Source organism: Paraburkholderia sp. RCC_158 (assembly GCF_041355255.1).
GTDB classification, from domain to species: domain Bacteria; phylum Pseudomonadota; class Gammaproteobacteria; order Burkholderiales; family Burkholderiaceae; genus Paraburkholderia; species Paraburkholderia graminis.
On sequence record NZ_JBFUPM010000006.1, the window covers coordinates 344,256 to 368,334 of the forward strand.

Consider the following 24,079-nt stretch of genomic DNA (forward strand, 5'->3'; position numbering starts at 1 on the left):
TGCCGTCCTCTCCTCGCCCCGGTACTACCGAGGAGGAAACGATCATGAGCGACCTTTACTTCGCGACCGACCTGTTCAGCCAGTTCGACCGTCTGCAGCAGCAGATGTCGGCGCTGTTCGGCGGTTTTCCTTCGAGCATCCGCTCGAGCCGCCTCGCGGCTTTTCCGCAAATCAATATCGGCACCACCGACGATTCCATTGAGATCGTCGCGTTCGCGCCGGGCATCGATCCGTCGCAACTCGACGTGTCGATCGACAAGGGCTTGCTGACGATTGCCGGCGAGCGCAAATCCATCGCGCCGGAGGCGGACGAGTCGACCCGTCAATACGCGCAGGAGCGTTTCACCGGGTCATTTCGCCGCGTGATCGAATTGCCGCAGCAGGCCGATCCCGACAAGGTGGAAGCCCGCTATACGAACGGCTGCCTGTCGATTAGCGTCGGCAAGCGCGAATCGTCCAAGCCTCGCGCAATCGCCATTCAGTGATCTCACCGATACCGATGATGGAGGGAATCATGAACGATACGACCGATGTAGTTCAGAAGGAGCAGCAGCCCGTCGCGCGCGGCGAGCGCGAACCGGCCGAGCCGCGCACGACGCTCACGCCGCCCGTCGACGTGATCGAGAACGCGCATGGCGTGACGCTGTGGGCGGATCTGCCGGGTGTGTCGAAAGAGAAGCTGGAAGTGCGCGTGCACGACGGCAATCTGCATATCGAAGCGGAAGCGAGCGTGCCGACGCGCGCCGGCTTGCGTCTGCAACACGCGGAAATCCGCGCGCCGCATTTCTCGCGCTCGTTCACGCTGAGTCCGGAATTCGACACGTCGAAGATCGAAGCGAACCTGCAGGATGGCGTGCTGAAGCTCGTCATTCCGCGGCGCGAAGAAGCGCGGCCACGGCGGATTGAGGTGAACGTCGGCTAATGGCAATGCCGCGGCCCGTGCTTTAGGGCCGCGGTTTGTGTCCGCGACGCGGCTAACCGCATACCTGCTGTGCGTCGGCATCGCTGTCCGACGCCGGCACGGCCGCGCGCGTGCCCGCGACGATGCGCTCGTACACACGCAGATAGTCGTCGGCCATGCGCGCGGCCGTGAAGCGCGCGTCGAAAGCGCGGCGGCATTGCACGCGATCCAGTTCGCCGATGCGCGCCACCGCCTGCACGGCCTCTTCCACGTTATCGACGATAAAGCCGCTGACGCCGTGCTCCAGCACCTCGGGCACCGCGCCGCGTCCGAATGCAATGACCGGCGTGCCGCATGCCATCGCCTCGATCATCACCATGCCGAACGGCTCGGCCCATTCGACCGGAAAGATCAGCGCGCGTGCATTCGCGATCAGTTCCTTGCGCAATGTTCCGCCCACTTCGCCGAGATAGTCGGTGAAGTCGCGCGAACGTTCGAGCAGCGGCTCGATTTGCTCCGTGAAGTACTCGCGCTCGCCGGGGTGAACCTTGCCGGCCATCTTCAACGGCAGCCCCGCGCGCCTTGCAATTTCGACGGCGAGATCGGGCCGCTTGCCGGGCATGATGCGGCCAAGAAAGAGCAGATACGAGCCCGCACGCGGCTCGAATTCGAATTCGTCGCGCGGCAGGCCGTGATGGATGGTCGCTTGCCAGTTCGCGAAGGGCACGGGCTTGCGCTGGTCGTCGGAGATCGACACCAGCGGCGCCGACGCAAATTCGCGAAACAGCGGTCCGTGATCCACCGGCAGCAATTGCCCGTGCAATGTGGTGAGCGACTTGCATGGCAGCGACCGCGCGAGCGGAAAGTGCAGCGGATCGCCGTGAAAATGCACGACGTCGAATTCATGCGCGAGATCCGCGACGCGCGCGAGCTGCCGCACATGATGCGTGAGCGTGTCCCAGACGGCGCTATCGCGCCATAGTCCCCGCTCGCAGATCGGCACGAGCCGCGCGGCGGTGCGCGAATCCGCCGTGGCGAATAGCGTGAGTTCGTGGCCTCGTCGAACGAGTTCTTCAGTCAGGTAGGACACCACGCGCTCGGTGGCGCCGTAGGCGAAAGGCGGAACGCTTTCGTAGAGAGGTGCGACTTGAGCGATTCTCACAGGCAATCTTGTCATCAGGTTGGGTTGCGGCCGCGTCCGCGATAAGCGCGCACGCGGCCATCGCGACACGCTTTACGACTGGTCTTTTTTCACTTCCGACAAGTCACTTTCCTTCACTTCCGCTTGCCGGACAGTGGTGCCGTCTTCGCCGGTTTCCGACACATCGGTTTCAAATGTTCCTTCGCCGGAATCGTTTTGCGTGGACTCGTTGGACTCTTTCGGGTCGTTCGGTTTGGTTGCCATTGCGTTCTCCCTCGGTTGGTTGGAAGGCAAGTGCAATCAGCAAGGCACGGTCCCGAGCGGTGCGATGCGTTGGTCCGGCGTTCGCGTGGCAGGCGGCGAAAAATTCGTCTGCTTGACGCGCCGCGGCATGCGGGTTGCTGGCCTACCGGTGTCGCAACGAACATTGCGCCACCCTGGCTACCCCGTTCGAACAAGTGAGGAAACGCATGAAGAAGATGACAGTAATTGCACTAGCGTGCGGTTGTTTCAGCCTGGTTCCGGTCGCTGCTAACGCGCAGACAGAAGCCGCTTCCACCACCGCCGCGAATCCGCTCTCGCAGGTGGACAAAGACTTCGTTCAGGCCGCCTCGATGTCTTCGTCGACGGAAATCGACGCTTCAAAACTCGCGACCAGCAACTCCAGCGACAAGGACGTGAAGTCGTTCGCGCATCACATGATGCTCGACCACACGAAGTTGACGGTCCAACTGAAGATGGCTGCACCGCACGGCGTCGAAGTGCCGAAGGACAATTCCGACACGAGCGTGCTCGACGCGCTCAAGCCGCTCAAGGGCAAGGAATTCGATCAGGCTTATATCCAGAAGCTCGGTCTTGAAGGCCACAAGAAGACGATTGCGGCTTTCGAAAAGGAAATTGCCGACGGGCAGAACGCGAAGCTCAAGCAGGCCGCGCAAAAGGCGCTGCCGACCATCAAGGAGCACTACCAGCGCGCCCAGCAACTGGCGTCGAAGAAGGGCGTCTCGGAGCAGTAACGCCTGCTTCCCGCCGATGGAGCCGCGCGAAGCGGCAAGCCCGCGCTCCGTCGACGCCGGCCTCGCGCAGCACGCCATGTGGCACGTGGCGTGCTGCGTTTGAATGGTAGTTTGAGTCGTAGCTGTAATGGCAGCCGAGGCCGGCCAGCCGGCTCGCTGCGTTCCGATCAACGCGTCAATTGACGGGAGAAGATCATGCCGCTGAAAAGAGGAACATCCAAAGAAACCGTCTCGCACAACATCAAGACCGAAACGAAACATGGCAAGCCGCGTAAGCAGGCGGTCGCCATTGCGTTGAACCAGGCCCGCAAATCGGGCGCAAAGATTCCGAAGAAGAGCGACAAGTAACGCGCCGAATGGCGCGCGAATGGCGCTCGACACGACGACACCGCAACCTCGGACCGGAGGCGACAGCATGGGCACGCAAGACAGTGAACCCACACAAAGCGGACAAGCTGAACAGACAGGCGGATGCGCATGCGGAGCGGTGCGATTTCGCGTCACGGCTCAACCGCGGCGCGTATCGCTGTGTCACTGCATGACGTGCCGCCGCGTTCACGGCAGCGCATTCGGCGCCTATGCGATGTTCGCCCGCGACGCTGTCGAGTTCACCGGTCCCGTGCAGACCTGGCAAAGTTCGGCGGAAGGACGCCGATACTTTTGCCCGACGTGCGGGTCGGTGGCCTTCATGGAATATCTGGGAAGCGATGAACTGGACGTGCCGCTCGGCGCGTTCGATAACGTCGGGCTTTACGAACCTACTTACGAACTGTGGTGCCGCCGCAAGGAACCGTGGCTGCCTAAGGGCGTGCGTACCGAGTATGAGGAGGAAAGCCCTGAATAGTCGCTGAATAGTCGCGTAAAGCATGCAGTGCAGAACGCCGGTGCCTCCGGCCACTACTTTCGCAAACCAAGGAGCAGAGATGAGCGATCCGAAGCAATCCAATACACAACCTGGTAATCCGAAGAATGCGGGCAAGCAGAGCGGCCAGCAACAGCAGAACCAGCAGAAGACGCCGCAGCACCAGGGCGGACAACGTCAGCCCTGATTCGCTGTAGCAGGCTTGCCGGCGTTCGCTTTTGACACGCCGGCAGCCCGTGTGACGACAGAGCGCGGCGCGCATTGGATGCGCGCCGTGTCCGCGTATGCGCCATCGCCATGTGATTTTTCACAAGGCCCCTAACCAGTCGACGATAGCAATTGCAGGGATTGAGATGGTGAGAAGGAAGCTGCACTTTCGCAATAGCTCGCTGCGGGACTTCGCATCGCCCGACGGTGCGCCCACCACCGCGAGCGATTACAGGATCTACCCGACGTATCGACGCACGGCGACCGGCACGTTCACCGGCGACCTGAAGGTCGTGAGGACGACGGATGACCGCGTGATTTTCCCTTACGACGGCGCGCCGATGATCGGTCCATTCGAGACCGCGCTGGAAGCGCGCGAGGCTGCCGCGCGCAAGGGCGCGGAACTGGTCGCGGCGGATTTGCTGAACCCGGAGCCGTGAATGCGCGAAGCGAAGCGCGGCGCGCGGCGTGCGAGGCCGCGCATGAGATTGCAGGCGTGAGGCGCGGGATCAGGCGCGTTCGCTTTCCTTTGCTTCGGTTTTTGCTTCGCTTTTCGCTTCGTTGTTCCCCTCGTTCCGAGCCTTCTCCGCCGCCGTTTTCTCCACGCACGCATCGACGTCGACGCTCTCCCTGCCATGCGCGCCGACGCGGCTTGCCAGCCGCAGGTACGCGGCCGCGAGCCGCCGCAGATCGTCTTCGGAAGCGTCTTCGATACCGATCAACTGATTGTTCGCCGCCCGATGCGACGCGAGCAACTCGTTAAGTTTGAGATGCATCGCGACGCTGTCCTTGTTCTGGCTTTGCTGGATCAGAAAGACCATCAGGAACGTGATGATCGTGGTGCCCGTGTTAATGACCAGTTGCCACGCGTCGGAAAAATGAAAGACCGGTCCCGTGACGGCCCAAACGACTATCGTGATGAGCGCGAGGCCGAATGCGATGGGCGAACCCGCGATCCGCGTGACTGAACTGGCGAACACGTCGAACGCGCGCGTGACCGGATTGCGCGATGCGTACGCGGGGCTCGAGGTCGGCGGAATAGTGTTGATGCTGTCCGAGCTGGAGCGCGCTTCTGCTGGTCTCATGTTATTTCTCCCGTAATGATTCTATCGAACGCGCAGCACAGTTCGTGCCGGGTTCGCGCAAGCGGCTTCCGGTAATACGAAAAAATGCTTCAGCAGCACGAGCAGCCGCCGCGATGGCGCATGCCGTAACTGCCCGCGTCGTCGCTCGAAGCGGCTGAGCCGCCGCCGAGCGACGGTGCGCCGATCACCACGCGCGCGGCAGCGTTTCCGCACTGCGGGCAGGGCGCCGGTTCATCGCGCTCGGCAATGCGGCGCGCCGTTTCGAAGTTGCCGCATTCGGCGCACTGGTAGTCGTAAACTGGCATGGGTGTCGATCTGCGAGACGAAAAATTTAAGTGCCGATCGCCGCGCGGGGCGACTGCGTCGTTTAGTCGACGCCGGCTTGCGATTGCTCCAGTTTAGCGCGCACGCGCGCGGCGAGTACTTCGGGAGAGAAGGGCTTTCTGATCACTTCCATATCGGACGGTGTATCGCCCGGCGCATAGCCTGTGACGAGTATCACGGGCATCCGCGAATAACGCTGTCTCACCGACTCGGCGACCTGGCGGCCGTTCAGCGCGCCGGGCAGGGCGACGTCGCTGATCAGCAGATCGAAACGCGCGCCCGCATGCAGCAGCCGCAGCGCCGCGGCTCCGCTGTCGGCCTCGAGTACGCGATAGCCCTGTTCCCTCAATTGCTCGGCGGTAACTTCGCGGACGATCTCTTCGTCCTCGACGAGCATGATGGTTTTGCCGGGGCCAGTGCTGTGCTCTTCGACATCCTCGCGTTGCACCGAGGCCGGCATGTAGAGGCGCACCGTCGTCCCTTTGCCGACGGCAGTTTGCATCTGCACGATTCCGCCGGACTGTCTGACGAAGCCGTATATCTGGCTCAGGCCGAGACCGACGCCCTGGCCCGAAGGCTTCGTCGTGAAGAACGGCTCGAATGCGTGTTCCATGATCTTTTGCGACATGCCGGTGCCCGTGTCGGATACCGCGATGCAGCAGTAGCGTCCGGGCAGTGCGTCCTCGAAGTCGGCCACCTCGGCTTCGTTCAGGATCACTTCGCTTGTGCTGATGGTGAGCCAGCCGCCGTCCGGCATCGCGTCGCGCGCATTCACGCACAGGTTCACGAGCGCGCTTTCCATCTGGTTCGGGTCGCATTGCACGAGCCACACGCCGTCGCCGAGTTTCAGTTCGACGTTGATGCTCGCGCCGACCACGCGGCGGATCATGTCCTCCATGTCGTGCGCGATCGCGTCGAGGCTGACGAGCCGCGGCTCGAGCGTTTGCTGGCGAGCGAACGCGAGCAGACGGTGCGTGAGAGTCGCGGCGCGCACCGCGCCTTTTTCCGCGCGCTCGACAAGCGTGACGACGTCGCTTGGGCGGCCTTGTTGCATGCGCACGCGAATCAGGCCGAGACAACTCATGATCGCTTGCAGCATGTTGTTGAAGTCGTGCGCGATGCCGCCTGTGAGCTGGCCGATCGCCTTCAGCTTTTCGCTGTGACGCAGACGTTCTTCCGCACGCGAACGTTCGCGCGCTTCCACATGCAGCGTGTCGAGTGCCTGCTGCAATTCGGCCGTGCGCTCGTACACGCGTCTTTCGAGTTCCTCGCCGCTGCGTTCCAGCGCTTCGCGTATGCGAGCCTGGTCCTCGATATCCGTCGATGTGCCGAGCCACGTCACCGTGCGTCCTTCGGGGCGCACCGGCCTCGCGTGCGTCTGAAACCAGCGATATGCGCCGTCCGCGCGACGGATGCGATGCGCGACCGCATATTCGCCCTGCGCCTCGCTCGAAGTCCATGCCGCCATGGTGGCGTCGCGGTCCTCGGGATGAATCGCATCGAGCCACCCAAGGCCGCGGCTGTTCTTCTCCGGCAGTCCGCTGTATTCGGTCCATTGCGGACTGTCCCAGGTGCGCTCGCCCGTGCTCGTGCAGGTGAACACCAGTTGCGGAATCTGCGTCGCCAGCATGCGGTAACGCTCTTCGCTTTCGCGCAGAGAGGTCGCGTGCTTGCGCGTTTCCGCGGCGATGCGAAGCCGTTCGACCGCAGCGGCGAGCAGGTTCGCGTAGGAGCGCAGGAACTCGGTGTCCACGTCGCTAAAGTCACGCGGCTTGCGGCTGTCCACCTGCAGCACGCCATACGCGGGCCGGTCTTTTCCGCCAAGAATCACGACATTGATCAGCGCCTTCACGCCCGCATCGACGATGAACTGCGAGTAGCGGAAGCGCTTTTCATTGGCGATGTCGGGCGAGATCGCGGGCTTGCCGGTTTGCAGCGCATAGCCTTCGGACGAGCCGCGCTCGGCGCGCGCCCTGGCCTCCCCGACGACGCCCGGCGGCCAGCCGACGCCCGCGCGCACGACGAGCGTGACGCGGTCCTTCTGTAGTTCCATCACCTTCGCCATGTCGGTTTGCAGCGCTTCGGCCACGAGCCGGCAGGCCTCGGTGAGGATCTCGTCGAGATCGTCGGAACGCAACGCAAGCTCGCCGAATCGCGCCAGAATCGCTTGCTGGTTGACAAGAATGGCTTCGCGGTCCGCAGTGCTCACGGCAAGATCCTTTGCTTGCTTGCTTGCTTGCTTGAGAAGAAGAAACCGGGCCGCCCGTACCGCGGCGGCCCTATAGATGGCTGCAGCCAGATTCATTCCTGACACGGCGAAAGAGTGCGTTTGCATGCGACGCTGCCACGCGACGTGTGAACGCGCGCGAGGAACGCGCGATGCTGCATCGTCTGCCACCCGATGACGAACCTCAAGGAGATGCATATGGCGTCCAATAGCAATTCGACCAGTTCCAACGGCGGTCCGATTCGCAAATTCATCGATGTCCAGAAGGCGCTGAAAGGCGCCTCGTATCCCGCCGACAAGGCGAGTCTGCTGGACACCGCAAAAGGCAACGGCGCCGACGACGAAGTGCTCGACGCGCTCGAACGTTTGCCGGAACAGGAGTACGGCAGTCCGGCGGAAGTCTCGAAGGGCGTGGGCAACGAGTGACCTCGCGCGGCCGCGGCGTGCAAGGCCGCGGCCGCTGTCAAATCTGCAAGCGACGGAACGAACTACAAGCAGCAGCGGTTCGCGTTGCGTCATGTTTGCGAAAGCTCCGCAAGCAGCACCGACAGCGTGCCCGCCTCGTTCTGCACGCCCGCATCGAGGTTGATCGCGCCGGGCGTCTCCGTTTCGATTGCACGCAACAGACGCGGCGTGAACGACGCGCCGAAGCGCGCGATCATTGCATCGCGTGCGCTGTCTTTGGCTTCGATGAGTTCGCGCAATTCGTCGAGCGGCAAGCCGACGAACAGGTTCAGCGGATAAGGCGGCGCGTCGGCATCGCCTGAGTCCTGATTAGCCGCGCGAATGCGCAGGCCCGGCTGCAGATGCGCCGCGAATTCAGCCGTCACTTCGTAGTCAGGCGCAAAGTTGAGCGACGTCTTTGCCTCGCTCTCGAGAAAAGGCGCAACGCCTTCGAGGCGCGCAAGTTCTTCATCGCTGAGCAGCATGATCGGTGCTCCTTTTAGTGGCATCGCCAGATTTGCGGGCGAGACTAGCTTCCCAGCAAGCCGCTTGCCGCGGTCGCGTGCGACCTGTCGCGCATACGTGCGGGCATGAGCGATGCTGCGCGTGGCTGACATCGACTAACCCAAGCCGTGCCTTGCGCGACGGCGAACCGAACGGTGCTACCATGCATTCGAATCTGAAAGGCGCGTTGCTGGCCGTATCGATTGCCGCGTTGGCAATGGGCGCGTCCGGCTGCAAGAAGGTCGACGACGCGAACAGGGACACCACGAGTTCCGCCAGCAGCGGTGTGATGAGCAATTCGGCGGGCGCGAATGGAACGAGCGGTGAGAGCGACGCCGCGAAACGCGCGAGCGATACGGCGGCGGCCGGTGCTTCGGGCCAATCGGGCAGCGCGGCGTCCGCGGCCTCCGGGAGTCAATAACGCGTCGTCGTGTCAGTTAAATTGCAGGAGCGCCGCGCTCGGGCTCCGGTTTGCAAGGGACTTGTCATGAGTGAATCGACGCATCGGCCGTCATTGGGCGCGGCCGTCTATTACCAGGACCCGTTCGCCGCGCTCGAATGGCTCGAGCGGGCTTTCGGCTTCAAGCGGCAAATGGTGATTACCGACGACGCCGGGCAACTCGCTCATTCGGAAATGCGTTTCGGCGATAGCTACGTGATGATCAGCCGCGAATGGTCGGAAGACTCCGTGAGTCCTGTATCGGTCGGCGGGAAGAATACCCAATCGGTGCACGTGCAACTAAGCGAAGGCATCGACGAACATTGCGCCCGCGCGCGGGCCGAGGGCGCTGTCATCACGCGCGAGCCGGCGGATCAGTTTTATGGCGACCGTGTTTATGCGGCGCGCGATCCGGAAGGGCATATCTGGAGTTTCGGGCAGACCGTGCGCGCCGTTTCGCGCGAAGAAGCGGAGCGCGTGAGCGGCTTGAACATCGAAGGCTGGATATAGCGGGATATGCGTAACGAGCCTGAGATTAACCGCGCCGGTTCTGTTCCGATTCACATGCAACAACCCGCCGGCGTCAGTTTCCGTTTTGCAAAAGCGGACGATGCAGAAACCATTCGCGCGATCGAATTCGAAGCGGGCGCGCGCTTCGCGAGCGTCGGCATGACCGGCATCGCGGATGCGCCGCCGATGAGCCTCTCTGTTGTCGAGCGCAAGATTGCGGCGCAGGAGATTATCGTCGCGGTGGATAGCGATGGAACGCGCGCCGGATTCCTGATGTTCGAGCCGCAACCGGCGCGCATCTACATTCAGGAACTGGATGTATTGACCTCGCATGCCGGGCGGCGCATCGGCGCGGCGTTGATCGAAGAAATCGTGCAACTGGCGCGTTCGCGCGGGCTCATGCAGCTTGTTTTGTCGACGTATCGCGACGTGCCGTGGAATGCGCCGTATTACCGGCGACTCGGCTTCCGCGATATCGAAGAAGCCGAGCTTGATGACGCGCTGATTGCGCGGCGCGATGCGCATATTGCGCGAGGGCTTGATGAATCGAAGCGCGTTTTCATGCGACGCGATCTCGGTTGACGCGGTTTTTGACGTGCATGCTTTGCGCGACTCATAGAAAAAAACGGCGGGCGTCGCCGGAGTTTTGCACATGCTCCGATGACACCCGCCGCTTTTCACTACATGTTTGCAGCAGCGAATCTTCTTGCTTTACTGCTTATTCCACCGCTTATTCCACAGTCTCCAGCGCCGGATAATCCACATAACCCGTCTCGCCACGAGCGTAATACGTAGCCGGGTCCGGCTTGTTCAACGGCGCGTTCGTCGCAAAGCGGCGCACGAGGTCGGGATTCGCGATGAACAACTGGCCCCAGGCCACCGCGTCGGCTTCGCCTGCGTCGAGTACTTGCTGCGCGGTTTCCTTCGTGAACTTTTCGTTCGCGATGTACGGGCCGCCGAATTCCTTCTTCAACTGCGGGCCAAGGCGATCTTCGCCCAACGCTTCGCGCGCGGCGATGAACGCGATCTTGCGCTTGCCGAGTTCGCGGGCCACATAGCCGAAGGTTGCCGCGGCATTCGAATCGCCCATGTCGTGCGAGTCGCGGCGCGGCGCGAGATGCACGCCCACGCGCTGTGCGCCCCACACGTCGATGCAGGCGTCGGTGACTTCGAGCAGCAGACGCGCGCGATTTTCGATCGGGCCGCCGTAGGCGTCGGTACGCTGATTGGTGCTGTCCTGCAGGAACTGATCGAGCAGATAGCCGTTCGCGCCGTGCACTTCAACGCCGTCGAAGCCCGCGGCTTTCGCGTTTTCCGCGCCTTTGCGGAAGGCCTGAACGATGCCCGCGATTTCATCGAGTTCGAGTGCACGCGGCGTCACATACGGACGCTCGGGGCGCACGAGGCTCACGTGGCCTTTCGCGGCAATCGCGCTCGGCGCAACCGGCAACTCGCCGTTCAGGAACAGCGGATCGGAAATGCGGCCCACGTGCCACAGTTGCAGGAAGATCTTGCCGCCGGCAGCGTGCACGGCCTGCGTGACGAGCTTCCAGCCTTCTACCTGTTCCTGCGACCAGACGCCCGGCGTGTCGGCATAACCCACGCCCTGCGGCGTGACGGAAGTGGCTTCGCTGATAATGAGCCCTGCCGTTGCGCGCTCGGCGTAGTACTTCGCCATCAGCGCGTTCGGCACGCGGATTTCCTCCGCGCGCTGACGCGTGAGCGGCGCCATGATGATGCGGTTCGACAGCGTGAGGTCGCCAATTTGCAGCGGATCGAAAAGAGTCGGCATAAATATTCACCTTTGGCGGAGGCGCGGACGCCTTGCCGAAAAGAGTTGCGTGACAACAAGAAAGTGACGGAAAGCGGCGATGCCGGACGACTCAGAGCTTTGAGTTCATATGCTCGAGAAACGCCTGAATAACGGCCTCGTTGCGTTTGAAGAACACCCATTGCCCCACACGTTTCGACGTGACCAGTCCCGCGCGCTGTAACGCCGCGAGATGGGCCGACACGGTGGACTGCGAGAGCCCGCAGCGCGCGTCGATCTTGCCTGCGCATACGCCGTGATCGAGCGGGAGTTCCTGGTCGGCGAAGTGCGCATGCGGCTCGCGCAGCCAGCCAAGAATCTCGCGACGCACCGGATTGGCGAGCGCCTTGTGTATCGCGTCGATGTCCGGCGCGATGGGGGTTCGTTTCATTCGTCAACTACCGTCATGCGGTTTCAATGAGCAGGGGCGCGGCGCGTTGATGCGTCGCGTTGCCTTACGTCTGCATCGCTACTGGACGAAGTATATATCGGATTTTGACGATATGTGTTGAGGCACTACTGGGGGTGGGGGAATCAATGACGCCCGCACATCAGGGCAGATTCTCGCGCAGCACGATGCTGAACTGCACCGGCTTCACGTCGCTCATTGCATCGCGCTTGTCGCGCACGTTGCGGAAAATACGCAAACAGTTTCCTACCATGGCCTGCGGAGTCTGCGTGATCAATGCGTCCATGGTCCCGTCGATTAGCAAGGCTCGCGTGTCCGGCGTCAGCCCATGCCCGACGAAAAGAATCTTCTGTTCCGAGCGCGCTTCGACGATTGCGCGCGCCACGCCGTCCGATCCGCCGCCACTGTTGTAAATGCCGGCGAGGTCCGGATGCTGCTCGAGCAGCCTGCGCGTCTGCATATAGTTGCGCTCGCTATCGTCCTGTCCTTCGCGCAGTCCGATGACGCGCACTTGCGGAAAGGTGGATTCGATCAGATGAAGAAAGCCGATCTCGCGTTCTTCATGTCCGCGATAGTTGAGGCTGCCCGCTAGCATTGCGATCTTTCCGCTCGGCCGAGGACCCATGAAACGACCGAGCAACAGTGCCGCGGTGCGTCCCGCCGAACGATTGTCGATGCCCACGTAAGCGAGACGCCGCGCATTCGACAGATCCGAAATGAGCGTGATCGCGGGCACGCCCTGGTCGGCCAGCGCATTGACTGCATCGCGCACCACAGGATGCTCGAGCGCCATGAATACAACGCCATCCGCGCGTTGTCCGTAATGCAGCAGACGGTCGGCCAGTTCTTTAGGGTTGAAACTTTCGACGTAATGCACGCGGCACTTCATGTCGAGCGCATTCCATTGATCGTGCGCGAAGTCGATATAGTCGCCCAGCATATGCAGATAGCGATTCGTGCCGGCGGGCAGCAGAAACGCGATGCGCATGGGTTTGGAAGCGGCCGCAGCAGGCGCTTCCTGTGTGAGCAGATAGCCGAGTTGCGCGGCCGCCTCCAGCACACGCCGTGCGGTGACGGCGCGCACGCCTTCGCGCCGGTTGAGCACACGGTCCACCGTGGCAGTGGAGACGCCCGCAGCGCGCGCGATGTCCGTAATGCGGGCACGTGCGGCGGTGATGAGGTTAACCGGATCGGCCATAACCGTCCTTCGCAGATTGGAAGTCCATCAAAAACCATCAGGTTCGCGGTTTGACAGCGATTGCCGCGCACGCCTAGTCTTGCAGCTATCACACGACAGATCAACGCAGTCGATCGGAAGTCGGAGCGTTGCCAGCAGGTGATGATGTTTTTTGATGGATTCGTCAGTCACATCAATTATAAGCAAGGAGACACTCAAATGACCAACCTCGCGAGACGCGCATTGCTGCGTGCCGCAGCCGCCGCGCCGATGGCCGGCGCGCTCGGCTTTCCGGCGATCGTGCGTGCTGCATCCGGCCCGGAGTTCGTGTTCAAGTACGGCAATAACCTGCCGCTGACTCATCCATTGAACGTTCGGGCCCAGGAGGCGGCCAATCAGATCCGCGAGGCGTCGAAGGGGCGCATGGAGATCCGTATATTCCCGAACAACCAGCTCGGCGGCGATACGGACATGCTCGCGCAGGTGCGCAGCGGCGGCATTGAAATGTTCACGCCCTCCGCACTCGTCGTATCGACGCTCGCGCCGTCGGTTGCGATCAACGCCGTCGGCTTTGCGTTCAACGACTACAACCAGGTGTGGGCCGCGATGGACGGCAAGCTCGGCGCTTATGTGCGCGCGGCGATGCAGAAGGCCGGACTGGAGTCGTTTGAAAAGATGTGGGACAACGGCTTTCGTCAGACGACCACCAGCAACGGACCGATCACGAGCGCGCAGAACATGCGCGGCCTGAAGATTCGTGTGCCGGTGAGCCCGCTCAGCATCGACATGTTCAAGGGGCTCGGCGCCGCACCGACCAGTTTGCAATTCAGCGAAGTGTATTCGTCGCTGCAAACACATATTGTCGATGCGCAGGAAAATCCCCTGCCTATCGTGCAGGTCGCAAAGCTCTACGAAGTGCAGAAGTACTGCTCACTGACGAATCACATGTGGGACGGCTACTGGTTCGTACTGAATCCGCGCGCATGGCAGCGTCTGCCGAAAGACCTTCAAGGCATTGCGAGCGACGCGTTCAATCAGTGCGCGCTGAAGCAGCGCGACGATGTGCGCAAGCTCAACGACGCGGCGGTCGCCGATCTGCAAAGCAAGGGCCTTGCGATCAACCGGCCCGCGCCTGATTCGTTTCGCGCGGCGCTGCGTCAAGCGGGTTTCTACGCGCAATGGAAAGGCAAGTTCGGCAATGAGGCGTGGGACCTGCTCGAGCAATCGGTCGGCAAACTGGCCTGATGCAACACCGCGCGGGCAAGCATCGGACGACGCGCGGCGCACGGCCGCGAGGAGATGGCAGCATGTCGAATCACGCATTGAACGCGGCGGAGGCTGCTGTGCCGTTGCCGACGGTGAGCACGCCGCGCCGCTGGCTGAAGGCGCTCGACCGCGGCCTGATTTCGGTCGTCGAAGTGTGCGCGGCGCTGCTGCTTGCTGTGGAAATCGTGGTGATGCTCGCGGGCGTGGTATCGCGCTACGCGTTGCATCAACCTCTGGTGTGGTCGGATGAACTGGCCGGCATCCTGTTCCTTTGGCTCGCGATGCTAGGCGCCGTACTCGCATTGCGACGCGGCGAACACATGCGTATGACCGCGCTCGTCAGCCGGTTATCGGCGGAGCGTCGCGCATTTGTCGACACGCTTGCCGTTGCCGCGTCGGTCGCATTGCTGGCGCTGCTCGTTGCGCCCGCCTATAACTACGCATCCGGGGAAGCGGCCATCGTCACGCCTGCTTTGCAGATCAGCAATGCGTGGCGTGCGTTTGCATTGCCGATTGGCGCCGCGCTGATGCTGGTCGTCGGCGTGATGCGGCTTGCACAGACTTGCCGCATGCGCGACGTCGCTATCGCTCTGGTGATCGCGGCGCTTTCCGGCGCAGCGGCGATGTGGGCAGGACCGTGGTTCCAGACGCTCGGCAAGGCGAATCTGATCATCTTCTTTGTGGGCGTGGTTGCAATCGGCATTTTCTCCGGCGTGCCAATCGGCTTTTCGTTCGCACTCGCCACGTTCGGCTATCTTGGCCTTTCGACCTACACTCCGCTGGAAGTGGTCGTGGGGCGCATGGACGAAGGCATGTCGCATCTCGTGCTGCTGGCGGTGCCGCTGTTCGTCTTTCTCGGCCTGCTGATCGAGATGACAGGCATGGCGCGCGCGATGATCCAGTTCCTCGCGAGCCTTGTCGGTCATGTGCGCGGCGGGCTGTCGTTTGTGCTGATCGGTGCGATGTATCTCGTGTCCGGCATCTCCGGTTCCAAAGTGGCCGATATGGCCGCCATCGCGCCCGTATTGTTTCCCGAGATGAAAAAGCGCGGCGCGTCCGAGGGCGACCTCGTCGCCCTGCTTGCCACCACCGGCGCGCAAAGCGAAACCATTCCGCCGAGCATCGTGCTGATTACGATTGGCTCCGTCACCGGGCTTTCCATTTCCGCGCTCTTTACTGCGGGGATGTTGCCGGGCGCCGTGCTCGCGCTCGTTCTGTGCGTCGTCGTGTGGTGGCGCTATCGGAAGGAGGATTTGAGCGGCACGCAGCGCTTCAGCAAGCGGCAGATAGGCCGGCTCTTTATTGTGTCGCTGCCCGCGCTGGCGTTGCCGTTCGTGATCCGGGCCGCGGTGGTCGAGGGCATCGCGACCGCTACGGAAGTGTCGACCATCGGCATCGCCTACTCGATGCTGATCGGCCTCCTCATCTATCGCCGTTTCGAGTGGCGACGGCTTCCCCGCATGCTTGTCGATGCAGCCACTTTGTCGGGCGCGATTCTGTTCATTATCGGCTGCGCCACTGCAATGGCATGGGCCCTCACGCAATCGGGTTTCTCGCAGGACCTGGCGCAATGGATGGGTGCAATGCCGGGCGGAGCATACGGTTTTCTGGCGGTGTCGATCGTCGTGTTCGTGATGCTCGGCAGCGTGCTCGAAGGCATTCCGGCGATCGTGCTGTTCGGACCGTTGCTGTTTCCAATCGCGCGGCTTGCGGGCGTGCATGAAGTTCACTACGCGATCGTGGTGATTCTCTCGATGGGTGTGGGTCTCTTTTCGCCGCCGTTCGGCGTCGGCTACTACTCCGCGTGCGCGATCAGCAAGGTCAGTCCCGACGCGGGCATCCGTCCTATCGTCGGCTATACGGGGGCGTTGATCGTAGGGCTGATTGTCGTTGCCGCGATACCCTGGATTTCAACCGGCTTTCTCTAACTGCTGTCTATCCGTTCGACCTTCGGGCGCTGCATTTTTGCCGCGCCGGGGAGTCGCTCGTCTATCAATATTTGCTGCGTGGGGAGATTTTCATGAGTCGTTTCTTTGGCGAGATTCGTCAAGCGGGGTACGTGGTGCGCGATATCGAAGCTGCGATGGATTACTGGAGCCGCGTGCTCGGTGTGGGACCGTGGTTTTACAACGAACGTGTGCCGATTGAAAACTACACTTATCGCGGGCAATCATACGAAGTCCATAACTCTGTTGCGCTGGCGAACTCGGGACCGCTTCAGGTCGAACTGATTCAGACAAGGAACGACGCGCCCTCCATGTACCGCGATTTTCTCATCGCCGGCAATACAGGGCTTCAGCACAACGCTTACTGGACCACTTCGTTCGACGCCGACCTCGCGCGTTTGCAGCAGCAAGGCTTCAAGGTTGCGATGAGCGGCGAAGTCGGCCGCAACGGCCGCTTTGTTTACTTCGACACGGAGAATCATCCGGGAACGGTGATCGAGCTCTCAGAGATTGCGGGTCCAAAGGGCAAGCTCTTCGACATGATCTACGCAGCCTCACGCGATTGGGACGGCCGCGAGCCGGTGCGCCGCTTTCCTGATCTGAACGCGCTATGACCGACGCACAGCAGCCGCATGGCGGCGATCGCGATTCGCTCGAAGCCGATTATCTGATCGAGACGCCGCTCGATACCGCGCGGGTCGCCGAGATCATGGCGGGCGAGCAGTCGAGCGGCACTTTCGTGCGCGTGGCCAACGAAACCGACGCACTGCGCGCGCGAAGCCGCGCGAGCGTGCTGCGCATCGACGAGCTGGAACCCGCGGCGCAGCCGAGTCTTCATAGCTCATGGCTCGCCCGACAGGGCGCGCGAGGACCCTGGCGGCGCGCGCGCGTTACGCTGTCTTTTCCGCTTGCCAATATTGGCGCTAACTTGCCGACGCTTGCCGCGACCGTCGCGGGCAATTTGTACGACCTCGGCGAAGTCACCGGCATGCGCTTATTGTCGCTGCGTTTGCCGGCGTCTTATCGTGCGCACTTTGAAACTCCGCGTCATGGCGTGCAGGGTACGCGTGCGCTGACGCAAGTAACCGGCGGGCCGCTGATCGGCACCATCATCAAACCGAACGTGGGTCTGAGTGCAGAAGAAACCGCGGCACTGGTACGCGATCTGTGCGAAGCAGGCGTCGATTTTATAAAGGATGACGAAGTAATCGCGAACCCCGCGCATGCACCGCTTGCCGAACGCGTGCGCGCCGTCATGTCGGAAGTGCGCCGCTATCGCGAACGCAGCGGCCGCACGGTCATGGTCGCCTTCAATATCACCGACGACCTCGACGCGATGCGTCGTCACGCGGAACTGGTGGAGCGCGAGGGCGGCACGTGTGTAATGGCGAGCATCAACTGGTGCGGCTTTTCCGCTATTCAGACGCTGCGTCGCGCCACGCCATTGGTGCTGCACGCGCATCGCAACGGCTACGGCATGATGTCGCGCGATCCGTCGCTCGGCATATCGTTTCAGGCTTATCAGACGCTGTGGCGTCTGGCCGGCGTCGATCATATGCATGTACACGGCCTCGCGGGCAAATTCGCGCAAAGCGACGACGAAGTCATCGAGTCCGCACGCGACTGCGCGACGCCGCTCGCCGCAGGCTGCGATGACACGGTATTGCCGGCGTTTTCTTCGGGACAGTGGGCAGGCACTGCGCAAGCGACGTTCGATGCAGTGCGATCCACCGACCTGTTGTTCATGTCGGGCGGCGGCATTCTCGCGCATCCCGATGGCCCCGCAGCCGGTGTGATGAGTGTGCGGCAGGCATGGGCCGCGGTAGAGGCGCGCACGCCCGTGCCGGTCTACGCGGAGCGCATGCCGGAACTGCGGCGCGCGCTCGAGTTTTTCGGCGGCCGCAAGTGAGTTCACACGACGACCACAGCCGTAGCGGCGAGGCCGGCGGCGGCCCGCAATACGCGTTTTACGGCGACGATTTCACCGGCGCGACCGATACGCTCGCGCATCTCGCACGCGCCGGCTTGCGCACGATGCTGCTGTTAGCGCCACCGGACGCAGCGCGTCTGCGAAAGCTCGGCCCGCTCGATGCGATTGGCGTGGCGGGAGCCGCGCGTACGATGTCGCCGGATGAGCAGCGGGTCGAACTCACAAATGTCGGTCAGGCGTTTGCCGAACTCGGCGTGCGCGTGATGCACTACAAGGTCTGCTCGACTTTCGATAGTGCGCCGCAAACGGGCAGCATCGGCGTGGCGATCCGCACGTTGCGCGACTATTGCGCGAATCCGCTTGTTGCAGTGATTGGCGGACAGCCCAATCTGCGGCGCTATTGCGTGTTTGGTGAGCTGTTTGCAGCGGCGGGTGCTGACGATGACAAGTCGTCCATCTATCGGATCGATCGTCACCCGACCATGAGCCGGCATCCCGTTACGCCGATGACCGAGGCGGATTTGCGCGTGCATCTGCGGCGGCAGGGCGTGGATAGCGTGCAGTCCGTCGACTGGCGCTGCTACGCGGCAGGCGACACCGCGCTTCGGAGCGAACTGCAACGCCGGCTCGCTTTGCGGCCCGATGCAGTGCTGTTCGACGTGCTCGACGATTCGCATCTTCACGCGATTGGGCGCTTGCTGATGCATCAGGCGAGAAGTGCCGCGCCGCTGCTTGCGGTAGGCGCGAGCAGCGTGGCGCAGGCGTATGCGTCGGCGCTCGGCCAATCGGCCGCCAGTGAAGCAGTGCCACAGCGCGAGCGGTTGGCTCGTGCACGCGGTCCGGTATTCGTGCTGGCCGGCAGTCTGTCGCCGTTGACCGAGGTGCAGATCCGCGCCGCGCATTCCTATCGCCACATTGAACTGGACCCGCTGCACATGACGGGCGAATCGGCACACGGCTATCTAATGGCGCAAGTGGCGGCAATCGCCGATGCGTTGCGCGATGGAAGTAATGTGTTGGCCTTCACGGCGCGGCGCCGGTCGAACGCGTACGAAACGCCCGGCGCGCTGCCACAACTTGCGCACGCGTGTGCGTCATTGCTGCACCAGGTGCTAGGCGCAGTGAAATTGCAGCGTGTCGGCATTGCTGGCGGAGACACCTCGAGCATCGCTGTGCGGACCTTAGGCGCATGGGGCCTGTCGTATCTTGCTCCGCTGCCGGCCGGCGTGACCGTGTGCCGCGTGCATGCCGACAGTGCCGAACTGGACGGCGTCGAGCTGATGCTCAAGGGTGGCCAGATGGGCGACGCAGACGTGTTCCAGCAAATGCTCGAAGGGTATGGCGACGACGAACGCAGCAACGTTTAACTGCGTTGATCGTCGATTGGCAGGTGTCCGCCGCGTCCCGATCTTCGCGACTACGGATGAATGGTTTCGCCGCGATTCAGCATGCCGATGAACTCCTCGATCTTGCGCACCCGTGTTGCAGGCTTTTTGGCGTTCTGTATCCGAAACAGGATGGCGTAGCGGTTTCGTCCATTCTGCGTCGCAAAGAAGGCGCTAGCCTTGGGATTCGCAGCGAGTGCGGCCTGCAGGTCGTCCGGTACGACTGAGTTGCTGGCCGACGTATACGCAGCTTCCCAGCGGCCATCCTCTTTGGCTTTCTCGACTTCCCGCATGCCCGAAGGAAGCATTCTGCCTGCGGCGATCAGCGCTTCGGCCCGCTCTTTGTTGAGCTTCGACCAGATACTTTTTGCCGATCGTCGCGTGAAGCGTTGCAACCAGTATTCTTCACTTTCAGCCTGTTTTTGGCCGTCGATCCAGCCATGACAAAGAGCGCTCTCCAGCGCCTCTTCGTAAGTCAAGGTTGGCTGCCCGGCTCCCTTTTTGGCAAGGCGCAGCCATATTCCGGTCGACGTGTCGCCGTTTTGCGTCAACCAGTTTTCCCATTCATTCTGGTCAAGGCATGTCAGACGAGGCTCAGTCATGGTGGGCCCGAATGGTTGCATTCAGGCCGAGGGCGCTTTCGTTCACCGAGGGCTCGCATTACCTGCGTTCAGTATCGTCCCCGGTATCGCGTTGCGTCGGGATCTCGCTTTCGCGCCCGGCCGGCGCCTCATCATTGCGCGACGGATGAACATCGCCATCGCCTCGCTCGCCATTGTCGGGCGAGCCGCCGGTCACCGGCGCGCCGCGCTGATTGCCGAATGAGCCGCCGCCTGAAGCCCCGGTAGATTTCGAAGGGTTGCCCCGATCATCGTCGTCGTTCGATGGTGTGTTCGTCATCGTGTGCTCCTATGGGTTGCACTAGTGCGTTCATCGCGAGCAAGCCATGCGCCAGCACTACCGATACGCTCAACCCAGCGCCCCCGTTTCCCACGCTAACTATTGCGCTGTCCCCCCGCAATCACCCGCTCCAACGACAGCTTCAAATGCCGCAACATCGCCGCTTGCGCCTGGATCGCATCGCGCGCTTCAAGCGCTTCGAGAATCGCGCGATGCTCGTCGGGCACCGCGCGCCACGTCGTTTCGTTTTCGAAGTGGCCGCGCAGCTTTTCCGACAGCGGACTATGCCGCGCGTCGAATAGCGAACTGACGGTGCGCACGAGCACTTCGTTGCCGGACATCTGCGCGATGGCGAGATGGAAGGCGCGGTCGGCCGTCACGGGGATTCTGCCGGCCTCCACTTCGTGTTCCATCTCCTTGTAGATCGCCCGCAGCGCTTTGAGGTCCTTCGGCTTGCACAGCGGCGCGACGCTCGCGACGATCGCGCCTTCGATCACGCAGCGCGCCCCCATGATGTCGAGCAGGCTGTCGCCGAGTTCGGCCTGCGAAAGCGCCGCGCCCTTTTTCGCGGGCGGCGCCGCGCACAGGTAGACGCCGGAGCCCATGCGGATTTCGACGAGCCCTTCGAGCTCCAGCGCAACGAGCGCTTCGCGCACCGACGGCCGCGACACGCCGAGCGTCTCGGCGAGCGCGCGTTCGGGCGGCAAGCGGCCATTCGGCGCGAAGTCCGGCTGGGCGATCAGGTCGCGCAGCTTTTCCGCGATCTGGAGATAGAGACGGCGAGTGTCGGCAGCTCTGGTGGTCACAAAACGTTTCCTGGCGGTGGAGCTTCATCAAGCCCGGTAAGGCGAACGCCGATTGTAGAGCGAAGCGCCAGCGGCGCAAATCGCGGCTCGGGACGAAGCTCGGGGTTTTCCCAGGGAGCCGGCAAATTGGCTTGACCAGTGAGCCAGTTTACCGTTATTTTTCGCAAAGTGGTAAGGCCGGAAGCGATGCAACCAGCGGGCGTCGGTGCGCCGCGCTCTTTGCCGAAGAATTTCCACACTCACTAAAAAATCAAACCGGACGTGCGCAGCATCAACGTGCTGCTCGCGTGCCGAGCCTGGAGTAACCAACAATGGCCAACCCGATTCTTCAATTCGGCACAAGCCGATTTTTGCAGGCGCATGCGGATCTGTTCGTGTCCGAAGCGCTCGACGCAGGGCGCGCGCTCGGCCATGTGACCGTCGTGCAGACCACGGCGAATCCGGAAAGCCTCGCGCGTATCGACGCATTGCGCGCGCAGGGCGAGTACGACGTGCGTATCCGCGGCGTGCGCCGCGAAGCAGTGATCGATACGACGACGCGTTGCCGTGCGATCAGCGAAGCCTTGAACGCCAACACGGATTGGCCGACGGTGGTGGAGCGCTTCGCGCGCGATGCGCGCGTCGTGATCTCGAACACCGGCGACCGCGGCTACGAGTGTTTCGCCGACGATACCGCCGAGCTGCTGCGCGGCGACGCCAGCGTGCCGCGCGGCTTCGCGGCGAAGCTCGTGGTGCTGCTGCACGCGCGCTTCAACGCAGGCGCCGCGCCGCTCACGCTGCTGCCTTGCGAACTCGTATCGCGCAACGGCGAAACGCTGCGTGCGCTCGTCGCCGACATCGCGCGTAGCTGGAATGCCGAGCCCGAATTCATCCGCTATATCGAAGAGACTTGCGTGTGGGTGAACTCGCTGGTGGACCGCATCGTGTCGGAGCCGATCCGGCCGGTCGGCGCCTATGCCGAGCCGTACGCGCTGTGGGCGATCGAGCGCCAGGACGGCATGGTGCTGCCGTGCGAGCACGAAGCGATGATCGTCACCGACGATCTGCCGCACTACGAGCGTCTGAAGCTGTTGCTGCTCAATCTCGGCCACACATGGCTCGCGGAACGCTGGAAAGTCGACGCGCGCGATCCGCAGGAAAACACGTTGCATGCGATGCGCGATCCGGCGCTGCGTGCGGACCTCGAATCGCTATGGCGTGACGAGGTGCTGCCCGTTTTCGACGCGCTCGGCCAGGGCGACGACGCACGCGCGTATCTCGACGACGTGCGCGAGCGCTTCGAAAATCCGTTCCTCGATCATCGTCTCGCGGACATCGCCCGCAATCACGAGCAGAAGAAGCAACGCCGCTTTCAACCGGTGATCGATCTGGCGCATGAACTGCGTTTGCAGTTGAAGCAGCCGCGTCTGCGCGCGGCGCTCGCAACGTCGCCCGATCATCTGAACACCTGACTATCAGCCCAGGAGGAGACAGTTTCATGAAAAAAATGCGTTGGGTTGTGATCTTTCTATGCTTTCTCGCGATCGCCGTTAACTACATCGACCGTGCGAATCTCGCGGTCGCCGCGCCGCAAATCGAAAAGGCGCTGGGCATCGGCCCCGCCGAAATGGGCTTCATTCTGAGCGGCTTTTTCTGGACCTATGCGTTGATGCAGATGCCGTTCGGCTGGTTCGTCGATCGCGTCGGCGCGCGCATTGCGTTGCCGCTCGCAGTCGGCTGGTGGTCGTTGTTTACCGCCGCGACCGCGGTGACCACCAGCGTCGCGGGCATGTTCGGCTGCCGGCTGCTGCTCGGCGTGGGCGAGGCGGGTGCGTATCCGTCGTGCGCGAAGCTCGTCAGCCAATGGTTTCATCCGCGTGAGCGCGCCATCGCGACGAGCATCTTCGACAGCGGTTCGCGCGTCGGCTCCGCGCTGTCGATTCCTGTCGTCGCGCTCATCATCAGCGCGCTCGGCTGGAAAGCGGCCTTCGTGCTAACCGGCCTGCTCGGCGCGGTGTGGATCGCCGGCTGGTTCGTGATTTATCGCAACCCGTCGCAAGACGATCTGGACGGCGCGCACGACGCGACGCGCGCGGCGCAAACGAGCGGCCAGCAAAAGGTTACGTGGGCGTCGCTGTTTCGCCACCGCACGCTGTGGGGCATGATGCTCGGCTTCTTCTGCCTGAACTTCGTGATCTATTTCTTCATCACGTGGTTTCCGAGCTATCTCGTGCAGACGCGCGGCTTTTCGCTGAAATCGCTCGGCACGCTCGGCATGATTCCGGCGTTGATCGCGATTCCCGGCGGCTGGCTCGGCGGCTATGTGTCCGACGCGCTGTTCCGGCGCGGCTGGAGCCTGACCGCGGCGCGCAAGACGTGCATGGTCGGCGGCATGCTGTTGTCGTCGGTGATCACGCTGTCGGCGTTCACGGAGAACGTGTATCTGATGCTCGCGTTCTTCGGCATCGCGTACGGCAGCCTCGCGTTCGCCGCGGCGAGCATCTGGTCGCTGCCAGGCGACGTTGCGCCGACGCCGGGCCATGTCGCGTCGATCGGCGGCATTCAGAACTTCGCGTCGAACCTGGCGGGCATCGTCATCACCACGTTCACCGGCGCGATGGTCGCGCTCACGAAGGGCTCGTTCACGATTCCGCTCGTGGTGGCAGGCGGTTTCTGTTTTCTCGGTGCGTTCAGCTATCTCGTCATCGTGGGCCGCATCGAGCCGTTGTCGATCGAGCCGGCTCGCGACGACGAGCGCGAGCGCGTGAGCTCCACTGTCTGACCCATCCGATTCATTCTGCTTTCGAGGCT

General features: G+C 62.6%; 30 protein-coding genes. 18 read left to right on the forward strand and 12 right to left on the reverse strand.

Annotation, left to right across the window (positions count from 1 at the left end):
• Positions 1-44: 44 nt before the first annotated feature.
• On the forward strand, positions 45-485 hold the full coding sequence (locus tag AB6809_RS15285; RefSeq protein ID WP_006049373.1) for an Hsp20/alpha crystallin family protein: 441 nt from the start codon (positions 45-47) through the stop codon (positions 483-485).
• Positions 486-514: 29 nt separating this feature from the next.
• Positions 515-922, forward strand: a complete 408-nt coding sequence (locus AB6809_RS15290) for an Hsp20/alpha crystallin family protein (protein WP_006049374.1) — start codon at positions 515-517, stop codon at positions 920-922.
• 52 nt (positions 923-974) lie between these two features.
• Here the strand turns inward: AB6809_RS15290 and AB6809_RS15295 are convergent, their stop codons facing one another.
• On the reverse strand, positions 975-2,063 hold the full coding sequence (locus AB6809_RS15295) for a glycosyltransferase family 4 protein (protein ID WP_029966229.1): 1,089 nt from the start codon (positions 2,061-2,063) through the stop codon (positions 975-977).
• A gap of 72 nt (positions 2,064-2,135) precedes the next feature.
• Entirely contained in the window at positions 2,136-2,306 is a 171-nt protein-coding gene (locus AB6809_RS15300) for a hypothetical protein (RefSeq protein WP_307258901.1), read from the reverse strand.
• A gap of 206 nt (positions 2,307-2,512) precedes the next feature.
• Between AB6809_RS15300 and AB6809_RS15305 the strand changes: the two genes are divergently transcribed.
• The 5 genes from AB6809_RS15305 to AB6809_RS15325 all read left to right on the forward strand — a co-directional run bounded on the left by AB6809_RS15305 (position 2,513) and on the right by AB6809_RS15325 (position 4,567).
• Positions 2,513-3,058: a DUF4142 domain-containing protein gene (locus AB6809_RS15305; protein ID WP_029966227.1), complete on the forward strand. Its 546-nt coding sequence runs from the start codon at positions 2,513-2,515 to the stop codon at positions 3,056-3,058.
• Positions 3,059-3,253: 195 nt separating this feature from the next.
• Positions 3,254-3,406: a DUF6496 domain-containing protein gene (locus AB6809_RS15310; protein WP_006049378.1), complete on the forward strand. Its 153-nt coding sequence runs from the start codon at positions 3,254-3,256 to the stop codon at positions 3,404-3,406.
• A gap of 67 nt (positions 3,407-3,473) precedes the next feature.
• Positions 3,474-3,902 carry a GFA family protein gene (locus tag AB6809_RS15315; protein WP_029966224.1) on the forward strand — a complete coding sequence of 143 codons (429 nt, stop codon included), beginning with the start codon at positions 3,474-3,476 and terminating at the stop codon, positions 3,900-3,902.
• Between the two features lie 79 nt (positions 3,903-3,981).
• Positions 3,982-4,107 carry a hypothetical protein gene (locus AB6809_RS15320; RefSeq protein WP_006049380.1) on the forward strand — a complete coding sequence of 42 codons (126 nt, stop codon included), beginning with the start codon at positions 3,982-3,984 and terminating at the stop codon, positions 4,105-4,107.
• Positions 4,108-4,273: 166 nt separating this feature from the next.
• Entirely contained in the window at positions 4,274-4,567 is a 294-nt protein-coding gene (locus tag AB6809_RS15325) for a DUF6723 family protein (protein WP_029966222.1), read from the forward strand.
• A 69-nt stretch (positions 4,568-4,636) separates the two neighbouring features.
• On the opposite strand, the gene AB6809_RS15330 is transcribed toward AB6809_RS15325, so the two are convergent.
• The 3 genes from AB6809_RS15330 to AB6809_RS15340 all read right to left on the reverse strand — a co-directional run bounded on the left by AB6809_RS15330 (position 4,637) and on the right by AB6809_RS15340 (position 7,745).
• The gene (locus tag AB6809_RS15330; protein ID WP_006049382.1) at positions 4,637-5,212 is read right to left on the reverse strand and encodes a low affinity iron permease family protein; all 576 of its coding nucleotides are present in this window, start codon (positions 5,210-5,212) and stop codon (positions 4,637-4,639) included.
• An 89-nt stretch (positions 5,213-5,301) separates the two neighbouring features.
• Entirely contained in the window at positions 5,302-5,517 is a 216-nt protein-coding gene (locus AB6809_RS15335; protein WP_029966220.1) for a zinc ribbon domain-containing protein, read from the reverse strand.
• Between the two features lie 62 nt (positions 5,518-5,579).
• Entirely contained in the window at positions 5,580-7,745 is a 2,166-nt protein-coding gene (locus AB6809_RS15340; protein WP_029966218.1) for a response regulator, read from the reverse strand.
• 216 nt (positions 7,746-7,961) lie between these two features.
• Between AB6809_RS15340 and AB6809_RS15345 the strand changes: the two genes are divergently transcribed.
• Entirely contained in the window at positions 7,962-8,189 is a 228-nt protein-coding gene (locus tag AB6809_RS15345; protein ID WP_006049385.1) for a DUF2795 domain-containing protein, read from the forward strand.
• A gap of 89 nt (positions 8,190-8,278) precedes the next feature.
• Here the strand turns inward: AB6809_RS15345 and AB6809_RS15350 are convergent, their stop codons facing one another.
• Positions 8,279-8,692 carry a hypothetical protein gene (locus AB6809_RS15350; protein ID WP_029966215.1) on the reverse strand — a complete coding sequence of 138 codons (414 nt, stop codon included), beginning with the start codon at positions 8,690-8,692 and terminating at the stop codon, positions 8,279-8,281.
• Positions 8,693-8,874: 182 nt separating this feature from the next.
• On the opposite strand from AB6809_RS15350, the gene AB6809_RS15355 reads away from it, so the two are divergent.
• From AB6809_RS15355 to AB6809_RS15365, 3 genes are all read left to right on the forward strand, one after another.
• Positions 8,875-9,132, forward strand: coding sequence for a hypothetical protein (locus tag AB6809_RS15355; RefSeq protein ID WP_371026856.1), 258 nt, complete (start codon positions 8,875-8,877; stop codon positions 9,130-9,132).
• Positions 9,133-9,198: 66 nt separating this feature from the next.
• Positions 9,199-9,660 (forward strand): VOC family protein, encoded by a 462-nt coding sequence (locus tag AB6809_RS15360; protein WP_029966211.1) that lies wholly within the window; start codon positions 9,199-9,201, stop codon positions 9,658-9,660.
• A gap of 54 nt (positions 9,661-9,714) precedes the next feature.
• Positions 9,715-10,242: a GNAT family N-acetyltransferase gene (locus AB6809_RS15365; RefSeq protein WP_029966210.1), complete on the forward strand. Its 528-nt coding sequence runs from the start codon at positions 9,715-9,717 to the stop codon at positions 10,240-10,242.
• A gap of 148 nt (positions 10,243-10,390) precedes the next feature.
• Here AB6809_RS15365 and AB6809_RS15370 read toward each other — a convergent pair whose 3' ends face one another.
• From AB6809_RS15370 to AB6809_RS15380, 3 genes are all read right to left on the reverse strand, one after another.
• Entirely contained in the window at positions 10,391-11,452 is a 1,062-nt protein-coding gene (locus tag AB6809_RS15370; protein ID WP_029966209.1) for an alkene reductase, read from the reverse strand.
• A gap of 91 nt (positions 11,453-11,543) precedes the next feature.
• The gene (locus AB6809_RS15375) at positions 11,544-11,861 is read right to left on the reverse strand and encodes a helix-turn-helix transcriptional regulator (protein WP_006049391.1); all 318 of its coding nucleotides are present in this window, start codon (positions 11,859-11,861) and stop codon (positions 11,544-11,546) included.
• A 160-nt stretch (positions 11,862-12,021) separates the two neighbouring features.
• Positions 12,022-13,077 (reverse strand): LacI family DNA-binding transcriptional regulator, encoded by a 1,056-nt coding sequence (locus tag AB6809_RS15380; protein ID WP_029966208.1) that lies wholly within the window; start codon positions 13,075-13,077, stop codon positions 12,022-12,024.
• Positions 13,078-13,275: 198 nt separating this feature from the next.
• Here AB6809_RS15380 and AB6809_RS15385 point away from each other — a divergent pair, with 198 nt between their 5' ends.
• From AB6809_RS15385 to AB6809_RS15405, 5 genes are all read left to right on the forward strand, one after another.
• Positions 13,276-14,301 carry a TRAP transporter substrate-binding protein gene (locus tag AB6809_RS15385; protein ID WP_029966207.1) on the forward strand — a complete coding sequence of 342 codons (1,026 nt, stop codon included), beginning with the start codon at positions 13,276-13,278 and terminating at the stop codon, positions 14,299-14,301.
• Between the two features lie 62 nt (positions 14,302-14,363).
• Entirely contained in the window at positions 14,364-16,250 is a 1,887-nt protein-coding gene (locus AB6809_RS15390; protein ID WP_029966206.1) for a TRAP transporter large permease subunit, read from the forward strand.
• A gap of 92 nt (positions 16,251-16,342) precedes the next feature.
• Positions 16,343-16,882: a VOC family protein gene (locus tag AB6809_RS15395; RefSeq protein WP_029966205.1), complete on the forward strand. Its 540-nt coding sequence runs from the start codon at positions 16,343-16,345 to the stop codon at positions 16,880-16,882.
• Entirely contained in the window at positions 16,879-18,177 is a 1,299-nt protein-coding gene (locus AB6809_RS15400) for a ribulose-bisphosphate carboxylase large subunit family protein (protein WP_371026857.1), read from the forward strand. Before AB6809_RS15395 ends, AB6809_RS15400 begins: the two co-directional genes overlap by 4 nt.
• Positions 18,174-19,565, forward strand: coding sequence for a four-carbon acid sugar kinase family protein (locus AB6809_RS15405; protein ID WP_029966202.1), 1,392 nt, complete (start codon positions 18,174-18,176; stop codon positions 19,563-19,565). Before AB6809_RS15400 ends, AB6809_RS15405 begins: the two co-directional genes overlap by 4 nt.
• A 50-nt stretch (positions 19,566-19,615) precedes the next feature.
• Here AB6809_RS15405 and AB6809_RS15410 read toward each other — a convergent pair whose 3' ends face one another.
• From AB6809_RS15410 to AB6809_RS15420, 3 genes are all read right to left on the reverse strand, one after another.
• Complete coding sequence (locus tag AB6809_RS15410) at positions 19,616-20,185, reverse strand: YdeI family protein (protein ID WP_371026858.1); 570 nt, start codon at positions 20,183-20,185, stop codon at positions 19,616-19,618.
• Positions 20,186-20,243: 58 nt separating this feature from the next.
• Entirely contained in the window at positions 20,244-20,483 is a 240-nt protein-coding gene (locus AB6809_RS15415; protein WP_035569452.1) for a hypothetical protein, read from the reverse strand.
• A gap of 95 nt (positions 20,484-20,578) precedes the next feature.
• On the reverse strand, positions 20,579-21,289 hold the full coding sequence (locus AB6809_RS15420) for a FadR/GntR family transcriptional regulator (RefSeq protein WP_006049401.1): 711 nt from the start codon (positions 21,287-21,289) through the stop codon (positions 20,579-20,581).
• A 311-nt stretch (positions 21,290-21,600) separates the two neighbouring features.
• On the opposite strand from AB6809_RS15420, the gene AB6809_RS15425 reads away from it, so the two are divergent.
• Together AB6809_RS15425 and AB6809_RS15430 are read left to right on the forward strand one after the other, a co-directional pair.
• A complete protein-coding gene (locus AB6809_RS15425; protein WP_029966197.1) occupies positions 21,601-22,740 on the forward strand; it encodes a D-mannonate oxidoreductase in 1,140 nt (379 codons plus the stop codon).
• Between the two features lie 26 nt (positions 22,741-22,766).
• Positions 22,767-24,050, forward strand: a complete 1,284-nt coding sequence (locus tag AB6809_RS15430) for an MFS transporter (protein ID WP_006049403.1) — start codon at positions 22,767-22,769, stop codon at positions 24,048-24,050.
• Positions 24,051-24,079 lie beyond the last annotated feature (29 nt).